The 15,191-nt window shown below is 64.0% G+C and carries 11 protein-coding genes; 4 read left to right on the top strand and 7 right to left on the bottom strand.

Annotated elements, in window-relative coordinates; translation table 11 throughout:
* Positions 1–131: 131 nt before the first annotated feature.
* Positions 132–560 (top strand): MazG nucleotide pyrophosphohydrolase domain-containing protein, encoded by a 429-nt coding sequence (locus ACFV7Q_RS05065; protein ID WP_385423859.1) that lies wholly within the window; start codon positions 132–134, stop codon positions 558–560.
* A gap of 331 nt (positions 561–891) precedes the next feature.
* A complete protein-coding gene (locus ACFV7Q_RS05060; RefSeq protein WP_385423690.1) occupies positions 892–2,313 on the top strand; it encodes a hypothetical protein in 1,422 nt (473 codons plus the stop codon).
* Positions 2,314–2,602: 289 nt separating this feature from the next.
* Here the strand turns inward: ACFV7Q_RS05060 and dndE are convergent, their stop codons facing one another.
* The 4 genes from dndE to dndB are packed head-to-tail and all read right to left on the bottom strand — an operon-like array spanning position 2,603 to position 7,613.
* Complete coding sequence (dndE, locus tag ACFV7Q_RS05055) at positions 2,603–2,980, bottom strand: DNA sulfur modification protein DndE (RefSeq protein WP_385423688.1); 378 nt, start codon at positions 2,978–2,980, stop codon at positions 2,603–2,605.
* On the bottom strand, positions 2,970–4,952 hold the full coding sequence (gene dndD, locus ACFV7Q_RS05050) for a DNA sulfur modification protein DndD (RefSeq protein WP_385423686.1): 1,983 nt from the start codon (positions 4,950–4,952) through the stop codon (positions 2,970–2,972). The genes dndE and dndD overlap by 11 nt, the downstream gene beginning before the upstream one ends.
* The gene (gene dndC / locus ACFV7Q_RS05045) at positions 4,939–6,486 is read right to left on the bottom strand and encodes a DNA phosphorothioation system sulfurtransferase DndC (protein WP_385423684.1); all 1,548 of its coding nucleotides are present in this window, start codon (positions 6,484–6,486) and stop codon (positions 4,939–4,941) included. The genes dndD and dndC overlap by 14 nt, the downstream gene beginning before the upstream one ends.
* Positions 6,483–7,613 carry a DNA sulfur modification protein DndB gene (gene dndB / locus ACFV7Q_RS05040; RefSeq protein ID WP_385423682.1) on the bottom strand — a complete coding sequence of 377 codons (1,131 nt, stop codon included), beginning with the start codon at positions 7,611–7,613 and terminating at the stop codon, positions 6,483–6,485. Before dndB ends, dndC begins: the two co-directional genes overlap by 4 nt.
* Positions 7,614–7,696: 83 nt before the next feature.
* Here dndB and dndA point away from each other — a divergent pair, with 83 nt between their 5' ends.
* Complete coding sequence (dndA, locus tag ACFV7Q_RS05035) at positions 7,697–8,836, top strand: cysteine desulfurase DndA (RefSeq protein ID WP_385423680.1); 1,140 nt, start codon at positions 7,697–7,699, stop codon at positions 8,834–8,836.
* Here the strand turns inward: dndA and ACFV7Q_RS05030 are convergent.
* The 3 genes from ACFV7Q_RS05030 to ACFV7Q_RS05020 all read right to left on the bottom strand — a co-directional run bounded on the left by ACFV7Q_RS05030 (position 8,821) and on the right by ACFV7Q_RS05020 (position 13,106).
* Positions 8,821–10,272, bottom strand: coding sequence for a DNA phosphorothioation-associated putative methyltransferase (locus tag ACFV7Q_RS05030; protein WP_385423857.1), 1,452 nt, complete (start codon positions 10,270–10,272; stop codon positions 8,821–8,823). The genes dndA and ACFV7Q_RS05030 overlap by 16 nt on opposite strands.
* A gap of 177 nt (positions 10,273–10,449) precedes the next feature.
* The gene (locus ACFV7Q_RS05025; RefSeq protein WP_385423855.1) at positions 10,450–11,403 is read right to left on the bottom strand and encodes an HNH endonuclease; all 954 of its coding nucleotides are present in this window, start codon (positions 11,401–11,403) and stop codon (positions 10,450–10,452) included.
* Complete coding sequence (locus ACFV7Q_RS05020; RefSeq protein WP_385423678.1) at positions 11,403–13,106, bottom strand: hypothetical protein; 1,704 nt, start codon at positions 13,104–13,106, stop codon at positions 11,403–11,405. The genes ACFV7Q_RS05025 and ACFV7Q_RS05020 overlap by 1 nt, the downstream gene beginning before the upstream one ends.
* A 673-nt stretch (positions 13,107–13,779) precedes the next feature.
* On the opposite strand from ACFV7Q_RS05020, the gene aspS reads away from it, so the two are divergent.
* The gene (aspS, locus tag ACFV7Q_RS05015; protein WP_385423676.1) at positions 13,780–15,096 is read left to right on the top strand and encodes an aspartate--tRNA(Asn) ligase; all 1,317 of its coding nucleotides are present in this window, start codon (positions 13,780–13,782) and stop codon (positions 15,094–15,096) included.
* Positions 15,097–15,191: the final 95 nt, after the last annotated feature.

Genomic DNA, 15,191 nt, shown 5'->3' with positions numbered 1-15,191 from the left:
GCCGCGGTGAGCGGGTCACCGCCGGTCAGACCGTCGCCCGCTTCGTGCTGCGGGCCCCCGACCGCGGCGCGGCCGCCACCCGCGCCGCACGGCTGCGGTCCGAACTGGAGGGGACGCTCGGCCTGGCCCTGCTGACCGGGGACAAGGACGCGACGGCCCCCGGACGGCCGGTCACCTCGGCACAGGACCTCGTACGCGAGTTCCACCACGCGTTCGGACTCGACGCCCGGACCCGCCCGACCGAGGTCCCGCGCACCCTGTCCCTGCACCGGCAGGACCTGCTGGCGGAGGAAGTCGCCGAGCTGGCAGAGGCCAGCGCCGAGGGGCGCCTGGACCACATCGCGCACGAGCTCGCCGATGTCGTCTACATCGCGTACGGCACGGCGCTCGTCCACGGGATCGACCTGGACGCCGTGATCGCCGAGGTCCACCGGGCCAACATGTCCAAGCTGGGCCCCGACGGCCGCCCGACGCTGCGCGAGGACGGCAAGGTCCTCAAGGGCCCCTCCTACCGCGCCCCGGACGTCCCCGGAACCCTGCGCCGCCAGGGCTGGTCCTGACGCCCACAACAGAAAACCCCAGGTCAATGACCTGGGGTTTCTCTGAGCCGCCTTCGGGATTCGAACCCGAGACCTACGCATTACGAGGCCCCACAAGATCATCCCGGGTGGTGCTGGACAGTGCCGCCGAATCCCGTTTTCGCTGATCAGAGGCTTGCGACCTTGATCAGCGTGACGGCTTGTCCGCCCTGGTGCCACCCAGTCCGCTCACGCAGCGCTCACGCAAGCAGGCCGTCCGAGAACCGCAAACCCGCAGGTCTCCGGTGCTGCCAGAAGCGACCACCCGTACGAGTCATTGCCCCTGCCCTCGGCTCCGGGGTGAGCTGTTTCCATGCATCGCTGGTCTCCCCTGAACGAACGACAGCTCGCCCTACTCGGCCGGCTCGCGAACGGCAACGGGTCCGAGGAGCCCTGGGACCCCGGCGAGTTCCGCACCGCCTACGCGCTGCGCGACAGAGGGCTGGTGACGATCAAGCGCAGCGGGAGTGAGGTGGATGCCAAGGTCACCGAGGCAGGCACCTTCTACATCCAGCATGGCCACCACCCAGACGACCCCGCGCACGCCGGGGAAAGGAAGACCGCTGCGGGGAAGGAGGCAGGCAGGACACGCTCGGCGTCCTACGCTGACAGGCCAGTCGCACTCGCCCGTCGGACCAAGGCGAAGGAACTCATCGAGCGACTTGTTACGAACAGGCGGGTCACCATCACCGAGCCCGACGACGCGACGGTGACGGAGTGGCGACGCGTGATCGACTACGCGAAGCGCCACAACCTCGCCCCTGAGGGCAAGCGCATCGAAAGTCTCCGCATGTGGAATCGCGACCTGCAGATCTCTCTGATCGAGGGGCCGCACCCAAACTCACTGCGCCAGAGGCCAGATGAGGCGCCGCCCGTCCACGTACCCACTCAATTGCGCTCTCCGCATCCGGTCGTGGCCGCGCTGAGAGACGACGAGGGCCGACTCGTCATGCCCGCTCCGCTGCGCCGCCGATCGTTGCTACTGCTCCAGGGCCTCGCCGCCGAGGCAGTACGTCGAGGGCACAAGGTGCAGGAGCATGAAGTCCCCTCCCGCCGGCGCAGCCGCGCCTACACCACGTACGACGGGCGGCACCACCCCTCCAGCTACTCCCTCCGCGAGGGCGAACTGGACTTGGTCGTGAACGGCTTCACCTACCCCGTCACGATCCAGCAGGAGTCTCCCCAGTCCACCGACCCGGAGCGCTCGAAGAGCCTCGTGATCGAACTCGGCTACAGCCGATCCGGCCGGCAGTCCCGCTGGGCCGATCGCAAGCGCTGGGTGCTGGAGGACATCCTAGGAGCCGCGCTCCGGGAGATCGAGACCCGAGCCGTAGAGGACGCCCAGCGGAAGGTGGACGAAGAACGGGCGAAGGCCGAGCGCGAGGTCCGCTGGCGGGCGGCCATGGAGAAGGCGAAGGACCTGGCTGCGCAGGAACAGTACGCCGAGGTACTCCGTGCGCAGGTCGGCCAGTGGCAGGAAGCGGCAAGCCTGAGCGCGTACTGCAACGCCCTGGAGCGTCGACTGGAAGAGGCAGCCGGGGAAGATGAGGCGGCGGTGGCCTCGGCGCGAGGGTGGCTGGCCTGGGCACGCCGTTACGTTCAGAGCCTCGACCCACTGACCCCTCTACCCGCCATGCCCACCGCTCGCGAACCGAAGCCCGAGGAGCTGGCGCCCCACCTGAACGGATGGAGCCCACACGGCCCCGAAGCACACCGCGGCTGGGGAGCCCGCTGAGGAGAACCGGGAGTCCCACCCACGGCGCCCACACCGAGCTGGTGCCGGCCTCGTACCTTGAGCGAGACCGGCCCGGACGAAATTTCCCCGGACCTACGCCTCCGCGATGGCTTCCTCGGCTGCGAAGTCCGGCTTGACCTCGCCGCCCAGCGCCTAGCAAGCAGTACAAGATCAACCAAACTGATGCCGGATGATGCCGCAGAGCCCCGTTTCCGCAGGTCAGAGACCTAGGGCCTCTGACCCGTGCCACCTAATCCACCCTGTGCCACCCCATCCGCTCACACAGGACTCAGCTAGCAGCAAGACTGACCAGCTCGCTGACACTCCTCATGTCCCGCATCCCGTGGAGGTACCCCACTCCGCGGTGCAGATGGACCAGGAACGTGCGGGCAACGTTCTTGTCTGTCGGCTCCTCGCCATCCGTGACACACCGCTGCTGGATCAGAGCCAGGTAGATGTCTCCGTACTCGCCGGCGAAGGTACGCCAGCTCATCTCCACGTTCGAGTCCGCGACGATGTCACGAACAAGCGGGGTGCTGGGATCCCTCAGCGAAACGGCGAGCGCCCAACGGCACAGCACGTTCCAGTGCGAGATCCCAGTGTGGCGCTTGAGCCAGACAAGCTGGTCGCGGGCGGTCTTGGACAGTCGAATGGTCTCAAGCGACATGCATGGCTCCCGAGGTCCACCAGTAACCAGGCACGACAGAAGTCGTCAGCTTGGTGTCATCGTGGACCAGCATGTAGGTGTGCGAAATCGCGGGCTTCAGGCGGGCGAGCAGGTGCTCGTCGATCTCCTCGTCGGTCGAAAGGAGCAACACCTGACGACCGACCTTGGGGAAGTAACGGTCGACGAGGTGCTGGCGGTGCTGACTGTCGAGTCGGCCCAGAGGCGTGTCGATGACGCTGGGCAGGCGGTTGCCAGCCACCTTCATGAGGCCGGCAAGTAGCGAGATCGCGAGGAGCTGTCGCTCCCCGGCACTGAGACGACCCAGGTTGAGTTCCTCTCCCTCGTCGTCCCAGAGCTTCAACGTGAAGCTCTGGGGGTCGATGTGGAGGTCCTTAACAAGTCCGCGCTTACGCATGAGCTCGTTGAAGCTCTGCAGAACCGCCACTTCCAGTAGGCCGATGTGGCGCTTCACGAGGGCCGTGCTGAATTTCGTTAGGGTTCCTCGTGTCCGCTCGGCATAGTCGTAGAGCCTCTTGGCTGCTTCCGCGTCCCACTGGGAGTCACCCGCGTCTTTGCGAGCACGCGTGACTGCGGCATCGAGCTGCTCCCGGCGGCGCTTCAGGTCTTCGACGACTACACCTGAGCGCTCGTGATCGGCTCGTGCCACTGCAACCTGGTCAAGCAGTTCCCGTCGCTTGGCAATGATCGACTCAACGCGAGTCTGGTCCGGGACGCTGGCGAGCTGGCGGTCTAGGGTATCCAGCTCGTCCTGCAGGCCGGCGGACTCAGCGAGGAGCTCCTGTGCCCGCTGCCGGTCGTGTACCAGCGTCTGTTCGAGAGCAGCGAACTGCGCTACCGCATCGTGCGGCAGAGAGAACCCGTGCTCCACGCTGGCGACAGCGGCACGCTTCTTGCGGTCTGCTGCGAGCTTTCTCGACACAGAAGAGCGCACGGTGGCTGGGAGGTCTTCGCCCATGAGGTCGAGTAGCCACCTGTCGCGGTCCGCCAGCACATCCACTACCTGAGCCGCCTTCGAGGCCTCGCTCTCCTGCTGAGCCTGCTTGTTCAGCGTCTCCAGCTGATCCCGCAGCAACAACAACGGAAGAGAGCCAGCAGCCAGGTTCACAAGCGCCGAGTCAGATGCCTCGATTTGCGACTTGACCCGCTTGTGCTCGGCATCGAGGGAATTCAGGCGCTCGAAGAGATGACCGCCCTCGCTTACGAATTCATTCTCCAGCCGCTCCAGATCCCCTTGCAGGCGCTCTACAGTGGTCTTGAGCTTGCCTTGGTTCTGGACTTCCACCTCGACGGCCATGTCGGCAGCCTTGTGCTCAGCCTCGCGGGCTTCGAGGGCGGCCATGAGTTCCTGGTCCTTCGGCGTCATCTCCTGACGACGCTGCAGTGCAGCCAGGTCAGTCCGCAGCTGCTCCACTGCGTGCACGCCCATGAGCGACCGCACTGCCGTACGGATCACTGCGCCGGCCTGCTCCGGGTCAGCGAGGGACTCAATCTTCTCTCCATCGAAGAAGAACAAGGAAGAGAGGTCGAACGGCAGTATCTCCTCGACGTGCTCGGCCCATCCGTTGGTGATCACCGGGCTGTACTCACCGTCGATCTCGACAGACAGCACGTCCTTGCCGTCGGCGCCCCACCGACGAACCACCGTGTAAAACTGCTCCCTATCTTCGACTGCGATCGAGAATTCGATCGCCACAGACGCACCCTTGGAAGGCTCTGACTGCCTGTTAATGCTTTCACGTAGAAATGTGTCGTATCCGCGGCCGCCGCGAGCGCTGCAGTTGGCACGCCGGCCATACAAGGCCAGCTGAATCGCGTCAAGCAACGTCGTCTTGCCACAGCCGTTCAGGCCGCCGATCAGCACGATCGGACGGTTCTTCTTCGGGGAGAGTTCGAGGGAATGCTTGCCTCGGTACGCCCCGAAGTTCTCCAAGGTGATCTCATGCAGAAGCATCGGTGCTGGTCTCTTCGTCAAAAATGCCGGGCGTGGTGGTCTTGCGAGTGCGGAGCGCCTTCTTGCGCTGGGCGAAAGCTAGGGCGTCATCCCGGTCGGTGTAGTAGCCCTTCTTAATGGTGCTCTCGAGCGCCTTGAAGAGGCCCGAACGACGCGTCATGGTTCGATACTTCCGCTCCACGCCGAGCAGCGCCCTTGTGGTCTCGAAATGCAGCTCGTCGCCCTGACAGATCTCTTCGAGGATCTTCATCTCATCCGCGCCCAGGACCAACTGGGCATCCAGGGTGCGACCGGGGAACTCGGTACCCGTCGCTGCCTCGTAGATACGCGGCAAGGAATCCTCGACTTCGTGCTTCTCGAAGACCCAGAGGCGGCGGATCTCATGCAACTCGTCCATCGTGATCAGCTCGATGTCCCGCACTTCCTCAGGAGCGTGCTCGCGCACCCACGCCTGGGCCTCCAGAAGCTCTCGCAGCCAGTCTTCTCGCGCTGACTGCTTGTAGGGGCCGTGCACGATATCTTCGCCGTCACCGAAAAGCATCACGTTGCCGTTCATGCGCCGGAAGTCGCGGATCGGCTTGTCCGGCAGCGGCTTACGGGTCTGCTCGTCATAGCCAAGGGGGGCGTCCAGCCTGTTACGCAAGGACAGCAGTGGCAGCATCCACTCCTTCTCCTCGTCGTTCTGGATCATCGCCGACATGGACTTGTCCTCTTCGACAAGGGTGCAGGTCCAGCAGCCGAACCGGCTCGATCCACAGGAGGGTGTGGTGTTGTCGACAACGAGTGGGCACTCGCCGTCCGCCGAGGCACCCTGATACATAGTGAGGAGATCCTTGTTGTCGTATCCCCAGGGATTCTCCTGCTGCATCAGAAAAGCCCAGACATCCTCATTGGTCCAGTCCTCCACCGGACTGTAGACGAGGGAGTTGGGCAGCTTGCCGTTGGGCGACAGGCGGTCACGGACGCGTCGCTGTTCATGCTTAGCCATAGCGCGGGCACGGGCCTGGCTTTCAGCCTTGCGGATACCCAGCACCAGAATGGCCTCGCCGTGTTCTTGGACGACGCTGCGAATGAAGGCGTTAGACGGCTTGATCTTCAGACGCTCCGTACACCAACGGAACTTCGGCCGAGGAGCCGGGTATCCACGGCCGATCAGCGATACCCAGAAACTGTCCTTGATCTCCGGCGTCAGGCGGTGAGGCCGAATCGGGAGATCCTGGTCGATGGCTGCCTGGTGCATCTTGTCAAGGGAGTGCTTGACCCACATGGCAACGACAGGGTTCTCGACAAGGGTGTCGGTACTGATGACATGAACCGGCTTGGTTCGCTGATCGGAGGGAAGCCCCTGCAGCGCGAGCCAGACGAGCTGGAGGACGGCAGTAGAGTCCTTGCCGCCGCTATATCCGATGACCCACGGCACTTGGTCCGCGGTGTAGAGCTCGCGGATCTCTTCGGCGAGCTCCCCCACGACTTCGGCAAGTTTCCGGCCTCCGAAGAGCGGGCGTCGCACTTGAATGAGAGGGAGGGTGGTCATTCGTCTCCTCGCACGTACGCCTCCTCGACTCGCTGCTCCTCAGCACCGAGGGGGAGTCGCAGATGGTGGCGCAGATAGTTCACGGTCAACGTCACGTTCTGATGGTTCTTGGACACGCGGCCGGCCACGATGGCCCTGCCGGCCCAGTCTTGGTTGGCGCGAGACCAGTCCACTCGCTCAAGCGGGGTTAGCCTCGGCTTCCAGTCCTTCGGGCTTTTTGACTCACGCAGGAGCGCATTGCCGAGGCGGCCGAGTGCGTGCAGAGCAATCCCGTGACTGTGGATGAAGTCTCGGCGAATCTCGGGTGCAGACAGCTTGCGCTCACGAACCAAGCGCCATTCGGGAATCGTGGCATCGATCGTCTCCCAGAATGCCTGAGCCAGCGCTACCGCCTCCTCCTGCCCCTCCAACTCAATCCCCTGTAGAAGTGACTGAGTTGCGAAGTACAGGGCGCTCAGAGTGAAGAGCTTGCGCGAGCTTGAGGAGAGGGTGCTCTTCTCCATCTCGACGTTGCCAGTGAAGACCGATGACCGCAGCACCAGCAGACGGACGAGCGCCGAGTCCTCGTCGCGATGGTCGTAAAGCACCCCGATGGATCGCGGGGGACGGACCGCATGCCGATTGAGGTCCGCGAACATCTGTTGGCAGCGAGCCAGCCCAGCATCATGAAAGAACACCACAGCGATGGTTTCGTCGCCGAGGTCAGGATTCTCCCTGAGGGCGAGCTCGATCGCACCCCGGCGGTGCTGACCATCATTGATCAGGAAGCGGGCGTCCATCGGGATTCGGATCTGGCCGGCGCGCATGCCGGGGCCTTCGTCGTGGATGCTCTCGAAGGCCATCTCACCGTCGACAGATGCAGTGAGGGCACTGAACACATAGTCGTCTGGATTGTCCAGAATGTACTTCGCGAGAGCTGGGAGCCTGCCCTTGTTCAGCACCCGCTGCGCCCGGACTTCGGCGGCGAGCTCCTCGTCGTCAAACAAGAAGATCTTGGGGATCAGTCGCAACGGGCACATGGAGACGTAGAACTCCCGCCCCGCCTGCACGCCCCTGATGGCAGGGAAGACGTATTCGAATCCCGATGACGTCCTGCTGCCGGGCTTGGTAGATGCACGTGTGGCCACCCGCTGAAGGGTATCGTAGTCACGTCACCGATTTAACGTTTGTGACGTGTCCTGCCTACCGAAGACGACGTGGGGGTCTGCTGATGGCGACGTACCTGGACGCGGCGGCAACTAGCCGCGTGGACCCGCGGGTGGCGCAGGTGGTCCTCCACTGGATGACGGAGGAGTTCGGCAACGCCGGCAGCCGCACGCACGAGTACGGCACTCGCGCCAAGCGGGCGGTGGCTCAGGCGCGCGAATACCTGGCCGGGACAGTGGGCGCCAAGCCGGAAGAGCTCATCTTCACCAGTGGGGCAACGGAGTCCAACAACATCGCGATCCTCGGCCTCATCCCCTTCGCGGAGAAGAGTGGCCGACGTCACATTATTACGTCTGCGATCGAGCACAAGGCCGTGCTTGAGCCCCTCGAGCACCTGGCGTCGCGCGGGTACGAGGTCGAGTACATCAAGCCTGGACAGAGCGGCCGAGTTTCCGTGGAAGCAGTCCTGGAGCGTCTTCGGCCAGACACTCTCCTCGTCTCACTCATGCACGTGAACAACGAGACCGGCATCATTCAGCCTGTCGCCGACCTAGCCCGCGAGCTCCAAAAAACACCCACGTTCCTCCATGTTGACGCCGCCCAGGGCTATGCGAAGGTGCCTGCGGACCTCAAGGCCCCCATCGACATGATCAGCATCAGCGGCCACAAGATCGGAGCCCCGAAGGGGGTTGGCGCGCTGGTGCTGCGACGCCGAGGCTGGAACAAGGTCCCCCTCGAGCCCATCATGTTCGGAGGCGGCCAGGAACGGAAGCTACGTCCCGGGACCCTCCCCGTTCCACTGATCATGGGGCTTGCGGAAGCCTCCCGGAACTTTCACAACGAGCACGCGCAGTGGCAGGTGCAGTCGGAGGGGATCCGCAAGAACCTCCTCGCCGCACTCAGCCAGACTCGTTTCTCCATCAACGGCGACGCTCTGCACACCGTTCCGCATATCTTGAACGTTTCCTTCGATGACTTGGATGCCGAGGCACTCATCGTCGCTCTCAAGGACCAGGTCGCCGTGGCGACAGGCTCGGCGTGCACGAGCGCCTCGTACACGCCCAGCCACGTCCTGACAGCAATGGGCCTGCCAGAGCACGCGGCCAAGAACGGACTGCGGCTGTCCTGGTTCCCCAACCAGGCGCAAGACCTCGACGTCGATGCCCTTGTAGCCGAGATCATCAAGCTTCAGCCCGAAGGATGATCCCATTCGCGCTTGACCAGCCGATGCCCTCGAAAGTCCCGGCCACAGCGAGCTAGCTCCCCCTCCCAGCCAGCCTCAGTACCGATCAGGTGTGGGTTGGCATAGAGGCCTGCCCTCACCTCCGCGGCTGTCAGGCGCTGGTATCGGGCTGTATCCGGATCGTCGGGCGCGAGAAACTCGTGCTTGCGATGCAGCAGAGGACGGTTCGTTGAACCCTCGTACGAACGGTGTGAGGCTTCTAGCGTGCGTAGATCGACTTGGTAATCACTGCGGATTCGCGGGTGTGGGTCAGAGTCGAAGTCTGGATAGTGCAGCCAGCTTGCCGCCCTCCCGTCGTGCTTGAGCTTCACGACGGTCCACTCTTCGGGGCGTCCCGCCGCGATCGCGGCGCAGTGCTCGTAGAGCCTCAGAACCGTCGGCATTGCGTCCACCGCCCTCCGATGGACGTAGAGAGCTGTCGGTGTCAGTTTGCCGACCCTCGATGCTGACATGGCGCCCCGGACGTATGCATCGTCGCGCAACTTGAGCAGCAAGCGGTCTGCCCTCTGGCATGCCTCCTTGTAGGAAGAGAAGAAGGCCCGGATGTCCCACTGGATGGAGAGCGGAAGGCTCGTGAACCGGCCTCGCCCGTTGAACAGCTCCAGCGCCAGGAACAGCAAGGTGCTGAGTGTGGATTGGCGTGCCGAAGCCTCGATCAGCTCTGGGTGTGCAGTCTTGCGGATGAGGTTGCGCAGGTTGGCCGGCCTGAGCTTGGCGATGACTTCGGAGATCGCTGTTGGCATCTCTTCCAACCGGGGCGGTCGGCCACGGCGCTCGACGTACCCCACCAACGACTCCACAGCGGTACTGGGATCGTCAGGTCCTGTCCACCCGAGGTCGGGGGCGATGCGTCGGGCTAGGTAGCTGAGCCGTGCCGTCTCATCCCTGAAGGCGTAGATGATGCCGGGTGCGGCGGCCACACACCGCGAACCGGTGATGTCCTCAACGAGCTGGCGCAGCTCGTGAGTAGTGAACAGGTGCTGGAACGTGCGCCGGCCTGTGACAACCCCATCACCCAGCTGACCACCGTTGACCTTCGAGCGTTCCCAGGTGAGGCGGGCCGAGACAATCAGCACTGCCGTCGCCAGCGCCCACGCAGCCCGGAGTGTCTCGCGTCGCTCCACCTGGTCCTCGATCACGTTCAGCACGTAGGTCAGCAAGACAACGTCAGCTGGACTCCGTTGCGAGTCCGGCTGGAAGTGCGGATCCCAACCAGTGACCTGACACTCCAACCGTTCAAGCGCACGCACGTCATCCCCGCGGCCACAGCCGAAGTCCAGAATTCGGCGACCAGACAGCAGCTGGCCGTCGGCGAAGGCTTGGCGAGCGGGGACCGATAGGCGGGACCTGGCGATGGCTGTACGTTGCCGCTCTGTTGCCCACCCCGCTTCTCCCATGCGGTCCAGCATCCCGAATCAGGTGCCCCGACATGCGCGATTCAGGCAACTCTTCACCCGGCGGGCGCTCCCTCTGGGACTTACGAAGACGCCTCGAACGCGCGAAGATCTGTGCCCCACACCGCAGCCGCTCCGAGACAGCAGGTCTGGGAGGCTACGGTGCGGGGCACCTCCGTGCTACTTGACGAGGGCGCTCGCCAGGCGCTGTGGGCCGATCCATCGCGCAACGGCCCAAGGATCATGCTCCTGGCAGTAGACCGCGACGTTGACGGGCGTCAGGGCGCCTTTCGCGTTCCTGGGTGCAGCGAAAAGCTCGGCGTCCTCGATGCGGGCGAGGCAGCCTTGGGAGGCCTCGCAGCGCCGGCGTGTGGCGACAGTACGCAACACCCAGAGAGGTTGCGGCTGGGTGACTGCGCCGAGATCAGGAAGAGTTACTATCCCTGACGCCCAAGGGATTGCGTCATAGATGTTCGTATACCGATTCTTCACCGAGTTGCACCAGCCGCAAGCCAAGCGAAGGTTCTGAACTTCAGTCTTTCCCCCCTGGGCAACAGGAGTTACGTGGTCGACTTCGATGCAGATGTGGGCAGCCCGCGCGCGCGGTCGAGTAAAGTCGACCAAACTAGGCACAACCGGGAGATCTCCAGATTCGCCCAGAAACTTGTTCCGCGCAGCGGCTCCGAACTCAAAACCGCAGAGGTAACACCGCGGAATTGGCTGCGCCTGCGCCCATAGTTCGTCTCGCATGGCGGCCGTTATTGCCAGGCGCGTTCGGTCGCGTCGGGCTTGCACCAGCTGCCATGCAAAATCCGTCAGAGTTCGAGCGTACTTCTCGCGCTCGTCCTTGGGTGCATGCGGGCTGACCTGATTGAAGTACGCCAAGACACGCGCGTGCACGTGGGCGATGTTGAGACGACTATCCAGCTGGAACGGCGCGAGGTCCACGAGGCTTTCAATGAACCAGCGCCCCCACATAGTGGACAGGTCCCCACGCAGCAGCCAGCTATGCTGCCCCGACACCTCCTCGGGGATGGTGCGGTCAGATAGCGCTTTCAGCTGCTCATCTGACCAATTACTTGCCAGCGCCTTCTGGATTTCGGCAATGAAACCAGCGACGTGTTGAGGCTGCATCACGCCCCGCTGACAGGGTTGTACAGGCTCTCCTTCGGCAGGGACTCCGGATTCTTGCGGTAGTCCACCCAGAGCTTGGCCCAGCGATTGCGGACCGCGGGGGTATCCTTCTTGGCCACGTTCCAGTTCCTATTGAAGTAAGAATCGCTCACTTCTTCAAGCCAGGCCTCCATCGTGGTGTCGACGTCGTCGACATTATGCAGAGTCCTTTTCTGGGAACGCAGGTACTCAAAATAGTCTGCGGCAAGAATGGTCAGGCTGACCTTATTGAAGAGGTTCCGCTGAGTGTTTCCCCAAGCGTTCGCAGCCTCCATATCCATGGAGCCGAACCTGTCTCGGATCTTCGTGTAGAAGCGGATGAACACATCTCGCCAGGGCCCGTCCGCGCGCGCCCACTCGGCGATCCGTTCCTCAGGCCCGTCGCACTCCATCACGAAGGAGCTCTCTTCGAGGTGATGCTTCGCCCAGATCCGAGCCCAGTCGTTCTTTTCGCCGTAGAGCTTTCCTCCGGAGAACTCTCGGAAGATGCTGACAAGGCCCTTGAGCACAGACCACTGCAGAGAGGTGTTCTGGTCGCCTGAGATCCCTGTCTGGACAAGGTTCTTGAAAGGGCTCTCATCGGCACGCGTCAGATATGCGATGGCCTGCGAGTCGTCCAGCTTGATGCCGGCGTTCTTCAGGCGCTTGGCGACAGGATCCAGCTCGTCCTTGCTCAGGCTCGTCGAAACGATCGTGCCGAGAAGCGCCTTGCCCATAGGGGTGGCCTTCTGATTGACCACCACGAACTGGAACACGTGCTCGCTCGGGCTGTCATCCATGAGCAGGGAAACTGGCAGTCGCCTGACGTGCTCAGCAATGAACTCGATGCTCGCCTTGTCCGGGTCCGTGCCTCCCTCCGCCGCCTGGAGCAGAAACTCCTTACCCTCGTCAGTTTCCGTCAGCTGTTCCGCAGCAAGGACCGCCCCCTTAAGTCGGTGCTGTCCATCCACGAGCATGACGGGCTTGAGATAACTGATCATGGCATCCCGATCGAACCCGAGGATGCGCTCAGGCTTAGCGCCCTCGTCTAGCGCCTCGAGAACCTTGATGCGACCCCTGAGCTCAGTGTAGAAGTCAGCGATGTGGGTCTCGTCAGTGAGCAGGACGCTGGCCGTGTCCGAGTCGTCAACGGTGGCCGCGGCATTGGCCTCCTCGCCGTCCTCATCTTCATCGCCGTCCACAAAGTCGTCGAGCCCGTGTTCCGCGCGACCTTTTTCCATGATCGACGCCATGCGAGCCTGATCCAGTGTCATTTCGGCAAGGCTGGGCATGCGCTGCTCCAAGCGCTGGACCACCTGCTTCATGAGTTCGAGCAGGGAATCCTCGCTGAAGTCACGGCTGGTGATTCGCAGCGTGCCGAATTCTGGATGCCCGTCGTGAGCGACAAACTCGACCAGGTCCAGTGCCTGCGGCGCGGCGAGAAGCGGGTTTTGGACGACGTTGCGCTCATCGTGGTAGAAGCTCGAGAGCTCGCGGATCCGCCCCTTGTTCTCCTGGCGCTGGAACCCGATGGTCTGCTCGTTCTGAAGCCGACTACGCTGAGGGACGCCCACCCAATCAGAGATCTCGGTGGCCCGCGCCGCGAAGAGCACCAGGGGACGCCCCGAAGGGGTCTGCTTTGTCCGGTACGCCGGGTACTCGTACGTATTGATCTTGGTGTTCACGCAGGCCCTCCAGAAGATCATGATCGCGCGTGCCCTCAAAGTTACAGTGACCCGATCAGAGCCGTGCCGGGTTCTCGCGGTTCGTACTGTGCTCCATCGTGGCAGCCGTCCACGTACCTGTCCGCCGTGGTGCCTTGACCGCCGACGAGCAGCAGATGGCCTACCTGGCGCGGTAGCTCAGCTTGGCCAGCCAGGCTCGTGCACGGCTCGGCGTGCTGCAACCAGCATCACGTTCATTTCCAGGGCTGACCGCGTTCGTGATTCTGCGCAGCGGGCTACCCGACGAAGCGCCTCGACCTATGTGCCCAGCACTGCTGGGCAGCTCCACCTGTGATCGTTATCCGGCCAAGTCTTCGCCATCACCGTGATTGCGTTGCAGCGGCCCTGCCCGCTACCTATCCTCGTGGGCAACGCGTAGACGGAGACGAGTAGCCAAAGATCACGCGAGCAGAGAGAGCCGCCGGTAGCTGGGAAGGCGGACTCGCGCCCGAGGTGAAGACCCTCCTGAGCGCGGGGAGGAACGGCCGCAGGCCCAATGCCCCGCCGGTTCGCCCCCGTCACAGGGCTGAATGAGGCCGCTGCCCTCGGGTGGCGGCGAAAGTGCGGTGGTACCGCGAGTTCCCTTCTCGCCCGCACTCCCAAGGGATCATGACGACGCCCCTGGAGGGCTGCGATGATCCACACGACGAGCCGCGTTCTGACCTCTGACCTACGCGGCCACATCGACCAGACCGTCTCCGTGTCCGGCTGGGTGAACGCACTCCGGCTGCAGCGCAAGATGCAGTTCGTGATCCTGCGCGACCATTCCGGCATGGTCCAGGTGACCCACAAGCGCGACGGCGGCCCGCTGGAGGCCGTGCTCGAGTCCCTGACCCCGGAGTCCGCCGTACGGATCACCGGGCGCGTCGTGGACGCGGCCCAGGTCAAGCTCGGCGGTCTGGAGCTCGTCCCCGAGTCGGTCGAGGTGCTGAACCTGGCGGAGACGCCACTGCCGATCGACGAGCACACCGGGCCCGAGCACCGGCTGGACTGGCGGTTCCTCGACGTCCGCAAGCGGGAGACCGCGCAGCTGGTGTTCGCCGTGCAGACGACCCTTGAGCAGGGGCTGCGCGAGTACGCCATGGAGCACGGCTGCACGGAGATGCACACCCCGAAGCTGATGGGGACCGCGTCGGAGTCCGGGGCGGAGGTGTTCAAGCTCGGGTACTTCGACCGGTCGGCCTACCTGGCGCAGTCGCCGCAGTTCTACAAGCAGATGGCGGTGGCCGCCGGCATCGACCGCGTCTTCGAGATCGGCCCCGTCTTCCGGGCCGAGCCGTCGTTCACCTCCCGGCACGCGACCGAGTTCACCGGCGTCGACGTGGAGCTGTCGTGGATCGACGACGTCGAGGATGTGATGGCCTTCGAGGAGCAGATGCTCGCCCACGCCATCGCCAAGGTCGCCGAGGTCCACGGGGAGCGGATCCGGGAGGTCTTCGGGGTCGAGGTGGCGGTACCGCAGACTCCCTTCCCGCGGATCACGATGGCCGAGGCGCAGAAGGTCCTGCGGGCCGGCGGCTGGGACCCGGAGGGGGTGAAGGAGGACCTGGACCCGGACGGTGAGCGTCGAATCGCCGCGCACATGAAGGAGCAGACCGGGCACGAGTTCGCGTTCATCACGCACTACCCGGCGAGTATCCGGCCCTTCTACCACATGCGTCCGGCGGACCGGCCGGACCTGACGCTCAGCTTCGACCTGCTGTGGAAGGGCTTGGAGGTCACCACTGGTGCCCAGCGCGAGCACCGCTCCGACGTCCTGCTGAAGCAGGCGGAGGAGAAGGGCATGAGCACGGAGCCGATGCAGGACTACCTGAACATCTTCCGCTTCGGCTGCCCGCCGCACGGCGGCCTCGGCGCCGGCCTCGGGCGGATCCTCATGGTCATGCTCGGCCTGGACTCCATCCGCGAGGCGGCCTTCCTGTTCCGCGGACCGAACCGGCTGACTCCCTGATCGATTGCGTACGTGCCGCTGCCCCCGCCCCCGTCTGGCGGTGGGGGCAGCGGCACGAGGTGCTCAGTATCGGGTGTGGCCCAGGTCGAGGGTCC

The organism is Streptomyces sp. NPDC059851 (assembly GCF_042732005.1).
Classification (GTDB): domain Bacteria; phylum Actinomycetota; class Actinomycetes; order Streptomycetales; family Streptomycetaceae; genus Streptomyces.
This window is presented reverse-complemented; position numbering and strand designations above follow the sequence as displayed.